This window comes from Nocardia citri (assembly GCF_054065835.1).
Window position 1 is genome coordinate 31,683 of sequence record NZ_JBSUQM010000037.1, and the last position, 13,900, is coordinate 45,582.

11 protein-coding genes and 1 pseudogene are annotated in these 13,900 nt (G+C 65.2%); 3 read left to right on the forward strand and 9 right to left on the reverse strand.

All coding sequences use genetic code 11. From position 1 onward, the window contains the following. Window positions 1-35 precede the first annotated feature (35 nt). Both ACW2Q0_RS29395 and ACW2Q0_RS29400 read left to right on the forward strand, forming a co-directional pair. Window positions 36-1,664: an AMP-binding protein gene (locus ACW2Q0_RS29395; protein WP_457194178.1), complete on the forward strand. Its 1,629-nt coding sequence runs from the start codon at window positions 36-38 to the stop codon at window positions 1,662-1,664. Window positions 1,665-1,682: 18 nt separating this feature from the next. Further along, window positions 1,683-2,675, forward strand: a complete 993-nt coding sequence (locus ACW2Q0_RS29400) for a DUF7064 domain-containing protein (protein ID WP_457194179.1) — start codon at window positions 1,683-1,685, stop codon at window positions 2,673-2,675. Between the two features lie 229 nt (window positions 2,676-2,904). On the opposite strand, the gene ACW2Q0_RS29405 is transcribed toward ACW2Q0_RS29400, so the two are convergent. The 5 genes from ACW2Q0_RS29405 to ACW2Q0_RS29425 form a co-directional block, all read right to left on the reverse strand. Beyond that, a complete protein-coding gene (locus tag ACW2Q0_RS29405) occupies window positions 2,905-3,903 on the reverse strand; it encodes a PDR/VanB family oxidoreductase (RefSeq protein WP_457194180.1) in 999 nt (332 codons plus the stop codon). A gap of 104 nt (window positions 3,904-4,007) precedes the next feature. Beyond that, on the reverse strand, window positions 4,008-5,222 hold the full coding sequence (locus tag ACW2Q0_RS29410) for a cytochrome P450 (RefSeq protein WP_457194181.1): 1,215 nt from the start codon (window positions 5,220-5,222) through the stop codon (window positions 4,008-4,010). A gap of 67 nt (window positions 5,223-5,289) precedes the next feature. After that, window positions 5,290-6,111, reverse strand: coding sequence for a mycofactocin-coupled SDR family oxidoreductase (locus tag ACW2Q0_RS29415; RefSeq protein WP_457194182.1), 822 nt, complete (start codon window positions 6,109-6,111; stop codon window positions 5,290-5,292). A gap of 787 nt (window positions 6,112-6,898) precedes the next feature. Then, entirely contained in the window at window positions 6,899-7,411 is a 513-nt protein-coding gene (locus ACW2Q0_RS29420) for a DUF6630 family protein (RefSeq protein ID WP_457194183.1), read from the reverse strand. A gap of 56 nt (window positions 7,412-7,467) precedes the next feature. Continuing rightward, window positions 7,468-7,833 (reverse strand): hypothetical protein, encoded by a 366-nt coding sequence (locus ACW2Q0_RS29425; protein WP_457194184.1) that lies wholly within the window; start codon window positions 7,831-7,833, stop codon window positions 7,468-7,470. Window positions 7,834-8,783: 950 nt separating this feature from the next. Between ACW2Q0_RS29425 and ACW2Q0_RS29430 the strand changes: the two genes are divergently transcribed. Further along, window positions 8,784-9,227 (forward strand): hypothetical protein, encoded by a 444-nt coding sequence (locus ACW2Q0_RS29430; RefSeq protein WP_457194185.1) that lies wholly within the window; start codon window positions 8,784-8,786, stop codon window positions 9,225-9,227. 931 nt (window positions 9,228-10,158) lie between these two features. Here the strand turns inward: ACW2Q0_RS29430 and ACW2Q0_RS29435 are convergent. From ACW2Q0_RS29435 to ACW2Q0_RS29450, 4 genes and pseudogenes are all read right to left on the reverse strand, one after another. Beyond that, window positions 10,159-10,532 (reverse strand): annotated as a pseudogene (locus ACW2Q0_RS29435) (HD-GYP domain-containing protein); the annotation flags it as partial. A gap of 93 nt (window positions 10,533-10,625) precedes the next feature. After that, the gene (locus ACW2Q0_RS29440; RefSeq protein WP_457194186.1) at window positions 10,626-11,927 is read right to left on the reverse strand and encodes an ABC transporter substrate-binding protein; all 1,302 of its coding nucleotides are present in this window, start codon (window positions 11,925-11,927) and stop codon (window positions 10,626-10,628) included. Next, window positions 11,924-12,802, reverse strand: coding sequence for a carbohydrate ABC transporter permease (locus ACW2Q0_RS29445; protein WP_457194187.1), 879 nt, complete (start codon window positions 12,800-12,802; stop codon window positions 11,924-11,926). The genes ACW2Q0_RS29440 and ACW2Q0_RS29445 overlap by 4 nt, the downstream gene beginning before the upstream one ends. Then, window positions 12,792-13,658: a carbohydrate ABC transporter permease gene (locus tag ACW2Q0_RS29450; protein WP_457194188.1), complete on the reverse strand. Its 867-nt coding sequence runs from the start codon at window positions 13,656-13,658 to the stop codon at window positions 12,792-12,794. Before ACW2Q0_RS29450 ends, ACW2Q0_RS29445 begins: the two co-directional genes overlap by 11 nt. Window positions 13,659-13,900 lie beyond the last annotated feature (242 nt).

Below are 13,900 nucleotides of genomic sequence, written 5' to 3' on the forward strand. Positions count from 1 at the left end.
GAAATTACAGTTCACATACTCGGAGAGTTGATGTGATGGACAGCACACCGCTGCCCGCGCCTCGCAGTACCAGGCCAGCTTTGCTTGCTCGCACCGGCACCCGCCGTAGTCTTCAGGAGGACATCGTGTATCCCGGCCCCCGAGCGAAGGACTATCCCGACCGTGTCGCCCTGGTCATGGCGGACACAGGTGAGTCCCTCACTTTCCGTCAGTTCGAGGAGCATGCCAACCAGATGGCCCACTTCATCCGCGACGTCGGCGTCGGGCAGGGTGAGCGGATCGCGGTGATGTTCGAGAACTCGCTGGGTTCCGTGGTGGTGCAGGGCGCCGGCGAGCGCACCGGCGTGTACTACACCCTGATCAACTACCACTCGACCGCTGACGAGGCGGCGTACATCATCGCCGACTCCGACTCGAAGGTCGTGGTGGTGTCCGCTCACGTCGCCGACGTGGCCCGGCAACTGCCCGCGATGTGCCCGAACGTGGAGCGGTGGCTGATGTGGGACAAGCCCGACGACGTCATGGAGTTCGAAGACTACGAGGCAGTGGTCGGTGCATACCCGACAACACCGGTAGAGAACGAGAAGCTGGGAATGGCCCTGCTGTACTCGTCGGGTACCACCGGTCGACCGAAGGGCGTGCTGCGACCGCAGGTGGACATCGACCCGAGCGACCCCTTGCCGATCTTCCAGCTGGTACCGAAGGTGTACCGCACCCGCCCGGACATGGTCTTCCTGCAACCGGCGCCGCTGTACCACTCCGGCCCGCAGTCCTCCACTGCCGAGTCGCTGCGCTGCGGCGGCACCTGCGTCATCATGTCCCGCTTCGACGCGGAGAACTTCCTGCGCCTGGTGGACAAGTACAAGGTGACCCACTCGCTGGTGGTACCGACCATGATGTCGCGGATCCTGCAATTGCCCGACGAGGTGCGCCTGAACTACGACGTCTCGTCAATCGAGGCAATCACCCACGGGGCTGCCCCGTGCCCACCCTCGGTCAAGCGCGGCATGATCGACTGGCTGGGCCCGATCATCTACGAGTACTACGGCTCGACCGAGGCCAACGGCAGCGTCATCTGCGACTCCGAGGAGTGGCTGGCGCACCCCGGAACCGTCGGTAAGCCCCTAGCCGGAGAGCTGCTGATTCTGGACCCGTTCGGCGAGGACGTACCTGCCGGCGAGACCGGGCAGGTCTGGATCAAGGGGGTCACAAACTTCGTCTATCTCAATGACCCGGAGAAGACCGCCGAGGCGCAAAGCGCCGACGGATCGATGAGCACCACCGGAGACATCGGCTATGTGGACGCAGACGGCTACCTGTTCCTGACCGACCGGGTTGGCTTCACAGTGATCTCCGGCGGAGTGAACATCTACCCTCGCGAAATCGAGGACGTGGTGATGGAGCACCCTGCGGTGGCCGATGCCGCCGTGGTCGGGGTTCCCGACGACGACCTCGCTGAGGTGGTCAAGGCGGTGGTCGAGCTGCTTCCCGGCCACGACGCCGAGGGTATCGAGGCCGACATTCTGGAGTTCTGCAAGCCGCGGCTGGCCAAGTACAAGTGGCCTCGTTCGATCGAGGTGGCCTCCTCACTGCCGCGCAACACCAACGGCAAGCTCATGAAGCGGGAGATCCGTGACATGTGCCTGAATGCCGCCCGTTCCTGACCCCGGAGGAAAACGCAGATGTCCCGTAGCTACGGTGATTTCTCCCGCCCGGCCTACCGTGATCCGCGGTGGATGGAGACCCACTGGTTCTCCGCAACGACCGAGAGCAACATCCGACTGCATTTCTGGACCGGGTTCCGGTTGAATACCGGTGTCGCGACCACCAAGGTCTACGCGTTCTCCCGGATGTGCGACTCCGTGTTGGACATGGAGATGTGCGACATGCAGTACAACAGCCCGATCGGCAACGCCCGGCTGGCCGACTTCACTTTGGACAGCGGGGTGAGGGTCACCGGACGTGCGCCGCACAACTATGATCTGACGTACCGCTCACACTGTCGACGCATGCAGGCAGACCTGCACTTCGAGGCGCTGATGCCGCCGGTAGACCTGGAGTTCACCAAGGTGGCCGACGGCCCTGAGGGGTTCGTCGCATTCCACCGAACCCCGGGCCAGGACGCCCCGGCCAACCGCACCGGGACCGAACCGTACGGGCACATCGACCAGACCATGCGGGTGACCGGGACCGTGGTCATCGACGGCACCGAACACCTAGTGGAATGCATCAGCAACCGCGATCACTCGTGGAGTCCCCGGGCCGAAGTCGGCCACACGATCGGCACCTTCGACCTGATCCACTTCGGCGAGGAGCTGACCCTGCTCAGCCACACCGGTGAGCGACTGGACGGTACCCCGGATGTGTCCCACGGCTACGTGCTGCGTGCGGGTCGACCACTGCGGCTCACCAAGGCCGGGGTCAGCTACGTCCGCGACGGGCTGCGGATCACCGGTCTGCGCTACGACGTGGTCGACGAGGAGGGCACCTCTTACGCGATCACCGGCACCGCCCGGGCCTCCGCAGAGATCGACGGCGGACAGAACATCTTCCTGGTGATGGGCCTGTTCGACTGCGAGTGGGAGGGCCGCAGCGGCTACGGCGAGGTGCAGTGGCACGACTACATCTCCCGCCTCCAGGGGGTTCGCGCTGCGGAGCGATCCTCCGCCTCCTGACCCGCTGCGGCGCACCGTCCTCCACCGTGTGCCGCAGCCCGGCCACTGGCCCGACCGACACGATCGGTCGGGCCAGTGGTGTCTCCGGAAAAGTGGGCCAGCGATTGAGGTACGCTACTGCTCCGCGACCGATCCGCTCGAGCCCGGCACCGAAGTGACACGCAGTGCTGGAGGATCACAGGGGGCATGGCGCTAGCGCTCCGGGCTGGTTCGGGTGGCACTTGATCAGTCAGATGTCGAGGACGAGCCGGTCGGCGGCGCAGCGCGAGACGCAGATCATCATCGTCTCGCCCGAGTTCTGCTCCTCAACGGTAAGCACCGAGTCGCGGTGGTCGGGCACACCCTCCACTACCGTCGTCTCGCAGGTGCCGCACATGCCGGCTTGGCACGACGAGAGCAGCCGACGACCGGTGGCCTCGACGGCGCGCAGGATGCTCTGGTCGGCCTGCACCCGCACGGTCTCGCCGGAGCGGACCAGCACCACGTCGAACGCGCGGTCGGCCGCAGGGTCGGCGACGTCGGCGCCGAATCGCTCGGTGCGCAGTGTGATCATGGGACGGCCCAACGCCGCCTCCCGGATCGCTCGGAGCAGCGGTGCAGGACCGCAGCAGTGCACCGCGGTACCGGGTGCCGCTCCGGCGACGAGTCCGGCGACGTCGATCAGCCCGTCGGTGTCCTGCGGCACCAAGGTGACTCGGTCGCCGTGCCCGGCGAGCTCGTCTGTGAAGGCCATCTCGGTGGTGCTCCGGGCCCCGTAGACCAGACGCCAGGGACGGCCGGCGGCCTGTGCCTCGGCCACCATCGGCAGGATCGGGGTGATCCCCACCCCGCCGGCCACGAACAGGTGCTCGGCAGCGGGCTCGAGTGGGAACTGGTTGCGCGGTCCACGGATCCGCAGCCGGTCCCCCTCGGCGACTAGGTCGTGCATGTGGTGCGACCCGCTGGGGGTGCGCGGTTCCTCCTCGCGAAGCACCGCGATACGCCACAGGAACCTGTCCGCAGGGTCCCCGCACAGGGAGTACTGCCGGGCGAGTCTCTCGCCCATCAGTACGTCGATGTGCGCACCGGGCTGCCATTCGGGCAGCATGTTGCCGCCTGCCTCGGCCAGTTCAAAGGCCACGATACGGTCAGCCACACGCACCCGACGCCGCACGACGACCTCGGCCTCGTACTCGCGCATCACCCGACGCACGGTGGTGGGCGACGTGACAGTTCTGACGGCGTTCATGGTTCTTGTTCTCCGAGGTGATGGGAAGAGGAAGTGCCGGGGTGCGCCCAACGAGGGCGCACCCCGGAGGAGTGTGGTCCCGGGCGGTCGACCCGGGACCCGGGTCACCAGGTGAGTTGCAGTTCGGAGAGCCCGAAGATCTTGGACTCGGGTTTGACCGAGGCGTCCTTCTCCACGAGGGCCAACGTCGGGATTCGCCTGAGCAGGGTCTCGATCACGACCTGCAGCTCGATCCGGGCTAGCGGTGCGCCCAGGCACGAATGGATGCCGTGCCCGAAGGCCAGGTGACCGCGCGAGTCGTTGTGGATGTTGAAGTTGTCGGGGTCCGAGAAGACCCGTTGGTCCCGGTTGGCGGCGTCCATCGCCACCATCAGCAGGGCGCCCTTGTCCAACGGCTGGCCGTTGAGGTCCAACGGCTCGAGCGTGGTGCGGGGCAGATTGCCGATGATGTCGAGGTAACGCAGCAGCTCCTCGACAGCCTGCGGGATCAGATCGCGGTCGCGACGGAGTTCCTCCAACTGCTCCGGGTGGCTGAGCAGTGTGTAGACGCTGAGCGAGATCATATTGCCGGTCGTCTCGTGGCCCGCCATCAGCAGCAGCGTGGCCATGCCGGCTACCTCGGGCACGGTGATCGTGCCGACCCGGGCATGATGTACCAGCAGACTGATCAAGTCGTCGCCCGGGTCCTCCATCTTCTCTGAAGCAAGCTCGGCGAGGTAGGTCATCACCGCCCCGATCGCCTGACCGATCTCCTCCGGCGTCCGGGTGGTGTCGAGGACCTTGCGGGTCTCCTCTTGGAACCAGTCGTGCTTGTCGTAGGGCACGCCCAGAAGCTCGCAGATCACCAGCGACGGCAGCGGGAGGGCCAGCTGATCGACCAGGTCGGCCGGCTTCTCGCTGGCCAGGATCTCGTTGACCAGCTGGTCGGTGATCCGCTGCACGGTGGGCCGTATGGCCTCCATCCGCCGCGGGGTGAACTCCTTGGCCAGGGTCTTGCGGAGCACGGTGTGTTCAGGCGGGTCCATGGCCAGGAAGAAGCCCGGCAGGCTACCCTCGCCGCCCTCCGCACCGGAGTCGCCGCGGGACAGGTCGGGCACGTTCCGAACGCTGCACCGCGAGTCGGCGAGCACCTTGCGCACATCGTCGAAACCGGTGACCAACCAGGCCGGGGCGCCCTTGAAAGTGACCGGGATGGGGGCCCCGTCGTTCGGGACGTTCTGGTAGTCCTCGGCGACGGAGAACGGGCAGCGACGGACGAAGGGGAACGAGGGGGCGTCCACGTGCGACTCGGCGGTGCTCTGGGTCGGTGTTGGGGTCATCTCTGCTTCTCTCTGCTCAGGGTGTCGACCTTTGGGCCGGACCCCGGTGGTCAGGAAGGTGGAGGGGTCAGAAGTACTGGGCGCCACCGTCGACGCTGATGTGCTCGGCGGTGATGAAGCTGGCGTCGTCGGAGGCGAGGAAGAGCACGGTGCTGGAGATTTCGTCGGCCTCCGCGGAGAAGCGGGGCAGGAACGGGGTGCCCATGTTCATAAGAGTCGGGTTGGTGCCGGCCGCTCGCTCCAGGGCGCCGATCATGTCGCCGGAACCCATCGGAGTGTTGACGTTGCCCGGGTGCACGCTGTTCACCCGGATGTTGTGCTTGCCGAGCTCGGCGGCGAAGGCCCGGGTCATGCCGGTGACGGCGTGCTTGCTGGCGGTGTAGCCGACCATGAACGGCTGGACCTTCTTGCCGGCATAGGAGCTGATCAGGATCACGGACCCGCCGCCGCGGGTGACCAGGTGCGGGGCGCCGGCGATGACCGTGTTCCAGACTCCGGTGACGTTGGTGTCCATATGTGCGGCGAAGATTTCCGGCGGGGTCTCGTCCCAGGTGGAGGGGATGCAGACACCGGCGTTGGCGACGACGATGTCAAGCCCGCCGAACTCGGCGACACCGGCGTCCACGACCTCTTTGAGTCGGGCTGCGTCGCGCACGTCGCCCCGCTCGGCGATGATCCGGCCACCTGCCGCCTCGACCAGTCGCACGGTCTCCTTGAGGTCGGCCGGGGTAGGCGAGTCGTAGGGAACGCTGGGGATCGGACCGGCCAGGTCGAGACCGATGATCGCAGCACCCTCACCAGCCAGACGCACCGCGTGTGCGCGGCCCTGGCCACGCGCCACCCCGGTGATGAATGCGACTTTCCCCTGCAGACGTCCTGCTGCTGACATGAAAACTCCTCTGGCGCTTGATGGGTTCGATCCCGGAGAAGTCCTCCGGAGTGCGGTGGCCCGTCGAGACACACCGCACGTTTGTGACTACGCTCACATGCAGTGAGACTAGAATGAAGATTTCCAAATGTCCACATTCAAACAGGTTTTGCCCTCAAGAGAGCCATAGGCATAATTCACTCTCAGTCGGCGCCACGGACGACTCGCGGGCTCAGATCTCCCAGGACAGAACGGTGGCGGGGCATTCCTCGTGGCGCCACCGGGCTGCACGAGTCTGGGCAGCCAAGTGGGGCCGCAGACGAAACGCGGGAACGCCAAACGGTTCGCCACGGGACCTTGAGTTCCGCAGCTGATCGGGTTTGCCTCGGAGGGGGCCGCTTTCGCTTCTGATTGACTCGCTGACCTCCCCATGGTCCGTTACCCCTGAGCGGTGCGGCTCCTGGTGGAGCGCTCGGCGAACATGCCCGTATCGAAGCCGGGGTTGTGTTCGGCGGCCATTGCCAGCAACTGCTGGGCCTGGTACGGACGTCGAGAAGCTACTCGAATACATCGGTACTCGAAGCCTCGCGGTCGGCACCGCGTTGGTCGAGATCGACACGCTGGGTGATCAATACGCACTGGCCGAACGAACCGCACCCCCGTTCTGGGGCAGCCGCCTGGAGTCCTGCTCGGGGTTCTGCACTCCCTTGCCACCACGCGCTGACCGAACCGGTCAGCGCGTGGTGGCTGGTGGCGAGATCGGCTGCCGTCCGAGGACATCCACTTCTGGTAGCCGATGAGCGTGAGGTCAGGGCGTGGGTTCGCCTGACCTGATGACATCGATTCTCGCTTTGGCTGACGAAGCCAGCTTCATGAGCTCGCTGAGCTGGCTAGCGGGAAGGAAGCCGAGGGTAAACCCGTCTCCGTCGACGTAGACGCTGATGATCGCGACCCCAAATTGTTGACAGCGGTCGGCTAGCTGCCACAGGAATTCGTCGCGGCCGTCGGGATCCGATGCCGCAGTCGGGTCGTGCTCGTACCAATCCCATGCCAGCTCGCGCGGACACCGCGGCAGCAGCTGCAGGCCATCACGCAACTCTTGTGGTTCGGCCTTCCAATCGAAGTAGACCAGGCCACTACCGGGTTCATCGAAGGCTTCGGCGTCATAGAGTGCGTCGATGAGTACCTCCTCTGCGGAATAGTCATCCCAGTCGAGGTCCTCGAGCACTTCATTCAACCGCTCGCGGGCTTCATCGATGTCGGGGGCGAGAAGGCCGACGATGCCGCGTAAGGCTGTGCGCCGCTTCCTCTGAAAAATCACGACGCGAACCTATCGGATTATGCTGACGTGTCACCGTTCATGCTGACTGAACCTCGTCAGGCATACGACGACGGGCAGTCAGGTGCTGCCGACAGTTCAAGGCCGGGGTACTCGTTCGGGTTGATCTTCAAGGCATACACATCATCGAAGTACGGCCTCGCCCTGTTCACCAGATAGCACCGTTGTCCCTGCGGAAGAGTGACTTCTCTGGCAGGGCTGCTCGCGCACCAGTCGACCATCAGCTCAACGCGGTGCCGGCCGGAAAGAACCGCTACTTCGACTGTCCTGCCATTGCGCAGATTCGCGACCTCATGCCCGTCCACCTTCAGAATGTTGGCACGGAGTCGGTTATGGAATCCACCGGGAGCGCGGTGAACGACGATCACCGCGCGCTCCTGCGCCAGCAGCTCGGGATCGGCCACCGAGTAGATCAGAGATCGCTGAATCGCTGGTCTCCGAACGTCTTTCATAGAGCTGTCAATATCCGCATAGCCCGCCCCTTCCCAACACGCGTTGAACACTCAGACCAGCCGATGACGCTGGGTGATTCGCCCGAGAACCAGCACAGTGCGGCACCTGATCGACCCCATCTCCAACGCACTGACATCTATCTGTGCCGCTGGCCGCGCTGACGGAACCGGCCAGCGCGGCGTGACGGATGATCAACTGGCCGTGCCGATCCGAGGCCGGCGGAACGTCCGCGACTCGTGTCAGTCGTCAAGTAATTCCCCCCAGGTGAGGGTATTTCCGTCACGGACCTGACGGTCGACACTCGGCATTCTTGCAAGAGCGCCGGGCCGGGCTACGACGTCGCGGAGTATCAGGGTCGTGGTCGCGCTGCGCGATGATGTATTCGTTGATGTAGTCCTGCTTCGCCTGATATGACGGGCTGGTCAACCGCACATAGCAAGCACGCGCTGAGCCGCCCGCGGATAACCACGACGGTTGGCAGGTCCCACCGCATCTCGCGAAATCGGCCGTCTTTGCGCTGATTCGGTGCATACAAGTGTGCCCGCAGGCGGTTGCACAGCTGGGTGAACCACACCCCAACAGTGTGCTGGTCGCAGCCTCCTGCTTGCCGAGCCAGTCCGTCACAACCCGGTGGGAGGCAAGCCAATAGAGAGCGATGTCACGGAAGCTGGAAAGCAGCCGTCACGCGTTGCCTCCAGAGCAGGTTTCCGATCTGGGGCGCGTTGCGTCGGGTACGGGTTCAGATGAGAAAAACCTGAGAAACCAGCATTTCGGCCAGGCGGATCGTCGACGGTCATATCACGAATGTCTTTCCTGCTCTGTTGGTATCGTCGGGGCCCTTCCTTTACGATGCAACCGGTGGCTTGTGTAGACCGTTGTTACGCCGGAAGGACATCGACTGATGACAGTGCGGCGAGCAGCGGCAGGGGTCGTGGTGTCGGCAGGGATCGGTGCGTTGATGTGTGGAATACAGGCGACGCCGGCGCAGGCTGATCCGCTACCGCAATGGGCGCCGTTCGGCACCACGCTCTACACCTTCGGGGACGCGAATTTCTGTGCTGGGACGATCGGTGTGGCGGTGGAGGCGGCGCCGCATCTGCCCGGCCACGTGCTGGCGTATGTGACACCACTGGGTTATCAGCGCGGGCCGTGTGGCAATCACGTGATGATGGGGTGGGTGGGCTCAGCGGGTGCGCGGGCGCAAGATGTGTATGTGCACACCGATGCGGCGCCGGGCGACACCGTGACCGTGGACCTGTGGGTGGGGATGGGTCCGGCCAAGATCATGGCCGACACTTGGCCGATCCAGGGCCCGTTCGCGGAGTGGTATCTGCTGGTGCCCTAGTGCATCCGGGCTGGCGCCAGGGTCGGGTTGGTCGACGCCAATTCGCCAGCCCGCATACACCGGAAGCCATTTCGGACCGTTAGGCACTTTTGGCCTGGACGCGGCTGCGTGCGGTTATAGGATCACGCCGAACCGAGCACCGAGGCCAACAACCCGACGTTCGGTGACCAAACCCAGTCGCGGCGGTGTGCGGGGACCGGCTCGGTTCGGCGCGACAAGATCGCTCACGATCACTCGCTGTCGGAGGTGCCCGCCGAAGCCGTCGGTCGGCTCACGCAGTACCGTCCAAAGCTCGAACAGGTGTGAAAACGACTGGCAGGGAAGTCATACCGCGCAAGAAGGCCGACGGGCGCCGGACCAGGTTCTGTGGGGGAACGCCTGACCACGCAGGCCCGGCTGCTTGCCACGGCGGAGGCTTATCAGCGACTGCTCGAGCCGCGTCCACACCGGCCGGCGCTCGATCCTCGCGGCGCTGCCGATCGGTTGCGAGAGGAGGCGCGCGCCGCTGGTTCGACCGACAGCGACAGCTACTGGAGAATCTGCCGCGCCTCGACGTGGCGGCCCACGTTGACTGCATCGACCCGTCCGCAGCCTGGCACTCCATGTGCGTGATCCGAAGTGCGCGTACCGAACCGCTCGACGGTCGGTAGGGCGAATGTCAAATCGGTCATGACCGATGATCTTCGTAATTCCTGAACTCGCTTTGTCATGCCCTGATCATCGCTCCGCCGCCTCCGTGGTCGCATGAGGCGTTTGCCTCAAATCGCACCCCCAGGAAGCAGGAACGTGCGAGGACCGGCGACCCGACACGCTGTGGCTGCTCAGCCATGAGCCGACCTTCACCATCGGCCGCCGCACCCCTGAGGCGCGTCTGCCCGCACCAGAGACCGGCATCCTGTGCTCGAGGGTTTGTACCGTTGAATGCACGCTACTCCGCGCCGGCAATCCCCCGGGGAAAGCCGGACCCGTCGATCCGTTCCCGGTGCTTCGTCGCGACGGACACCACCGACTCCAAGCCGTTAACTCGGCTCAGTATCCGGCCGGTCAGATCCGGATACATTCGTACCCGTTCCCATTCAGCCGTAGTGAGCGGCCCCTTCTTCTCCCAGATCTGGTTGGACACTCCCATTTTGCCGAGGCCGTGCACGAGGCCGGCACGGTAGAGATGCTTGATGTCCGATGGTGACATGCCCAGGTGTCGGGCCGCCCCGGCCACCGGATTCGCGGCGCCACGCGAATGCCCCAGGGTGAACGGAGATTTGAGATCGAGAAATCAGCCATGGCCTCGAGTAACTCGTCGCTCTCCTTGTCCGTCTGACTGGTGCCGCCTGCCGCGGATGTGCATCCGAATCATTCTGTGCCGTAATAACTTCAGCGGTCACTGGCTACGTCCGGACATTACTGGGTGCTCATGGCAGCGTTACCCGCGGCAACCGCTCCGGACAGGGCCGCGAGAACCGGAGTACGACCCAGGTACATCTCGGACAGTATGGGATTGATGGCGTCGAGGGCCGCGGGGAATCCGGACCCGCCGCCGCTGGCGATGCGGGGTCCGCGCAGCACATCGAAGAACGCGGCGACGTCGATTCCCCTGTGGGACCAGAAGTCCCGGTATTCCTGCTGGTCGGTAACGACAGCCGGAATGCTCGCGCCGTCCCGCGCGAGGTAGCGGTTGCCCACGGCGCTGCCGAGCCAGGCCAGTAGTCGGCGCACCGCGTCCGGCTGCCGGGTGGCCGCGCTGGCAGCCACACCGATCGCGTTGTCGGTGCTGACCCGCCCCGCCGGGCCCTGCGGGATCATCGCCACGCCCCACCGGAACTTCGCCTGCTGCGCGATCGTGGCGAGGTTGAAGGTGCCCGACTGAAACAGCGCCAGCTTCCCCTGTAGGAAAGCGTTTCGGGCGAAGTCGGTGTTGCCGTTGGTATCTGCCGCCGACGGAGCAAGCCGGTCCGTGATCAGGCGCACGAGATAGCCGAACGCCTCGGCGCCCTGCGAGCTGTCGAAGACGAACCGTTCGTCCGGACCCTGTAGCCGCCCGCCGGCCGATCCGAGGAAGGGCAACTCGATCGATTGGAAATCGTTGCCGGCGTTGAATGCCCACGGCGAGACCGCGGCGAGCCGGCGCAGCAGCGGTTCGAAGGTATCCGCGCCTGGTCCCCACCGCGCCGTGGACAGCTCGGCCGGATCGACGTGCGCGGCGGAGAGTAGATCCCGGTTGTAGTACACGGCCGTACCGCCGTCGACGAATTGCGGTACCGCCCACAAATGCCCATGGCGTGTGTACTGCGACACCGCCGAGGGATCCCAGGCTCGCGCGGCGTCGGGTCCAAGGAGCCGGCCGATGTCCAGTAGCCGGCCCGTATCGGCGTAGTCCTCATACAGGTTTGCCCAGAATACGTCGTCCGCGATGCCGCTGGCCACGTCGAGCCGCAGTTTCTGCTGGTAGGAGGCCCACGGCACCACCGTGATCCGCACCTCGAGATCGGGGTTCGCCCGCTCGAACGCATCGAGCGAGGCCCGATAGGCCGGGACGAAACCCCGGTCCCAGATACGCATATGCAGCACGGTGCGACCCGATTCGTCGCCGGTGCGGCCGAGCCACAGCGCCGCCGCGATCAGCAACACGACGCTGAGCACGATGGCCAGCAGCACCGAGGTGGAAGTATTCGGGGCGGTGAAACGCCGTGATGCGGGCCTCATTTGAGACCGGTCCAGGTGATCGACCGCAACACCTGACGCTGGAACACGATGAACAGCAGCACCAGAGGCACGATCGCCAAGGTTGTCGCGGCCATCACCAAGGTCCACTGCGCGTTATATTCGGTCTGTAGCGTCGCGGTCGACACGGTCAACACCTGCCAGGTCCGGCCGCTGCTGGCCACCAGCGGCCACATGAAGTTGCTCCACTGGGTGACGACTGTGATCAGCGTCAGGGTGGCCAGGATCGGTCGACTCATCGGCACCACCACGTGGACCAGGATGTCGAGTGTATTCGCGCCGTCCAGTCGTGCCGCCCCGAGCAATTCGCTTGGTATCGACCGGAAGTACTGGCGCAGAAGGAAGATCGCGTACGGAGAGGCGAACACGAACGGGAGTATCAACGCCCAGAAGGTATTCAGCCACCGCAGCTTCGCGAACATCAGATACAGCGGTATCAGCGTGACCATCGAGGGCACCATCATGGTCCCCAGGTAGATCCAGAACAGCACGTCGCGGCCGGGGAATTCGGTGCGGGCGAACGCATAGGCGGCGAGGATGGAGGTGATCAACTGGCCGCCAGTAATGAACGCCGTCATCAGCGCAGTCACCAGCACCGCCCGGCCCAGGCCCTGGTGCAGCACGGTGTTGAAGTTCTGGCCCGTCACCGGATTCGGCAGCGCTAGTGGCGATCCGCTCGCGAACTGTTCGGGTTTCTTGAGCGAGGTCAGGGCGCTGAGCACCAGCGGTGCCACGGTCAGCAGCGCCCCTGAGACGAGCAACAGATAGACGATGCCCCCGCGCAGCAGGGCGGTGGCATGTCGCGGTCTCCGTACGAAATCCGCCGCGGTGCCGCGGTATGCGATATCAGTACTCATAGGCCGTCCGGTTCCGGAAGTAGCGGTGCTGCACGAGCGTTATCACGAACATCACGGCGAACATCACCATCGCCATCGCCGCCGCGCGGCCGGGCCTGGCCGCGACGAACGCCTCGGAAAAGATCCGCATCGCAACGACATCCGTGCGATTGCCGGGCCCGCCCCTGGTCAGGGCGTACACCGTGTCGAAGGTCTGGAACGCGGTGATGATCCCGGTGGCGAGCACGAAGAACATGGTGGGGCGCAGCATCGGCAGCAGCAGCCAGCGCGTGCGCCGCCACCCGCTCGCCCCGTCGAGCGCACCTGCGTCCAGGATCTCCTGCGGAATCGCCCGCAGACCGGCGACGAAGAAAAGCGCGACATACCCGAAGTTCGACCAGATACTCACCACCGCAACGGAAGGCAGCGCAAGCATCGGATCGGCGAGCCACTCGGTGCGGTGCCCGAGCACGGCGTTGATCGCGCCGCCGGTTGGCGCGAACAGCCACTGCCACACCACACCCACCGCGACCGGCGCGCACATCCACGGCAGCGCGTAGATCACCCGCAGCGTCGTCCCGCCGCGGCGCCGGGCCAGCGGCGCGGCGACCGCGAAACCGAGCACCGTCTGGGCCGGGACCACGATCACCGCCAGCAGCAGCGTCACCAGCAGCGCGTGCCCGAACACCGGGTCCGTCAGCACCGAGCTCCAGTTCCGCAGACCCACGAAATGCATGGGCCCCAGCAGATTCCAGCTGTACATGCTCAGCCAGGCCACCATCGCTATCGGCAGCAGCAGAAAACAGCCGACTCCCACCAGGCTCGGGAGCAACAGTGCATAACTGGTCAGGGCACGACGAAGTGCACGTCGTTTCATGCTGTGCGAACTTACCCGGGCAACCGATTTCGGTGCGCGACACGTCCCCACGGACGGTGCCGGAGATTACAGGGCGATCCCGGACGACGGGGTGAGGCCGCCGGATTCGTCCGCAGCGGCCCACGACGAGGAGTCGGCGGTCGGGGCTGAATCGCCACCGCTATTTCCCGATGACCAGCAGTATTCGGTGTTGCCGCAGGTTGGCGTACTGGTCGTTACCGCCTCCGGACACCAGTGCTAAC

Bases quoted from the DNA above. Each gene is read 5' to 3' on its own strand.
- ACW2Q0_RS29395 (WP_457194178.1), top strand. From the start codon at position 36: ATGGACAGCACACCGCTGCCCGCGCCTCGCAGTACCAGGCCAGCTTTG.
- ACW2Q0_RS29400 (WP_457194179.1), top strand. From the start codon at position 1,683: ATGTCCCGTAGCTACGGTGATTTCTCCCGCCCGGCCTACCGTGATCCG.
- ACW2Q0_RS29405 (WP_457194180.1), bottom strand. From the start codon at position 3,903: ATGAACGCCGTCAGAACTGTCACGTCGCCCACCACCGTGCGTCGGGTG.
- ACW2Q0_RS29410 (WP_457194181.1), bottom strand. From the start codon at position 5,222: ATGACCCCAACACCGACCCAGAGCACCGCCGAGTCGCACGTGGACGCC.
- ACW2Q0_RS29415 (WP_457194182.1), bottom strand. From the start codon at position 6,111: ATGTCAGCAGCAGGACGTCTGCAGGGGAAAGTCGCATTCATCACCGGG.
- ACW2Q0_RS29430 (WP_457194185.1), top strand. From the start codon at position 8,784: ATGACAGTGCGGCGAGCAGCGGCAGGGGTCGTGGTGTCGGCAGGGATC.
- ACW2Q0_RS29440 (WP_457194186.1), bottom strand. From the start codon at position 11,927: ATGAGGCCCGCATCACGGCGTTTCACCGCCCCGAATACTTCCACCTCG.
- ACW2Q0_RS29445 (WP_457194187.1), bottom strand. From the start codon at position 12,802: ATGAGTACTGATATCGCATACCGCGGCACCGCGGCGGATTTCGTACGG.
- ACW2Q0_RS29450 (WP_457194188.1), bottom strand. From the start codon at position 13,658: ATGAAACGACGTGCACTTCGTCGTGCCCTGACCAGTTATGCACTGTTG.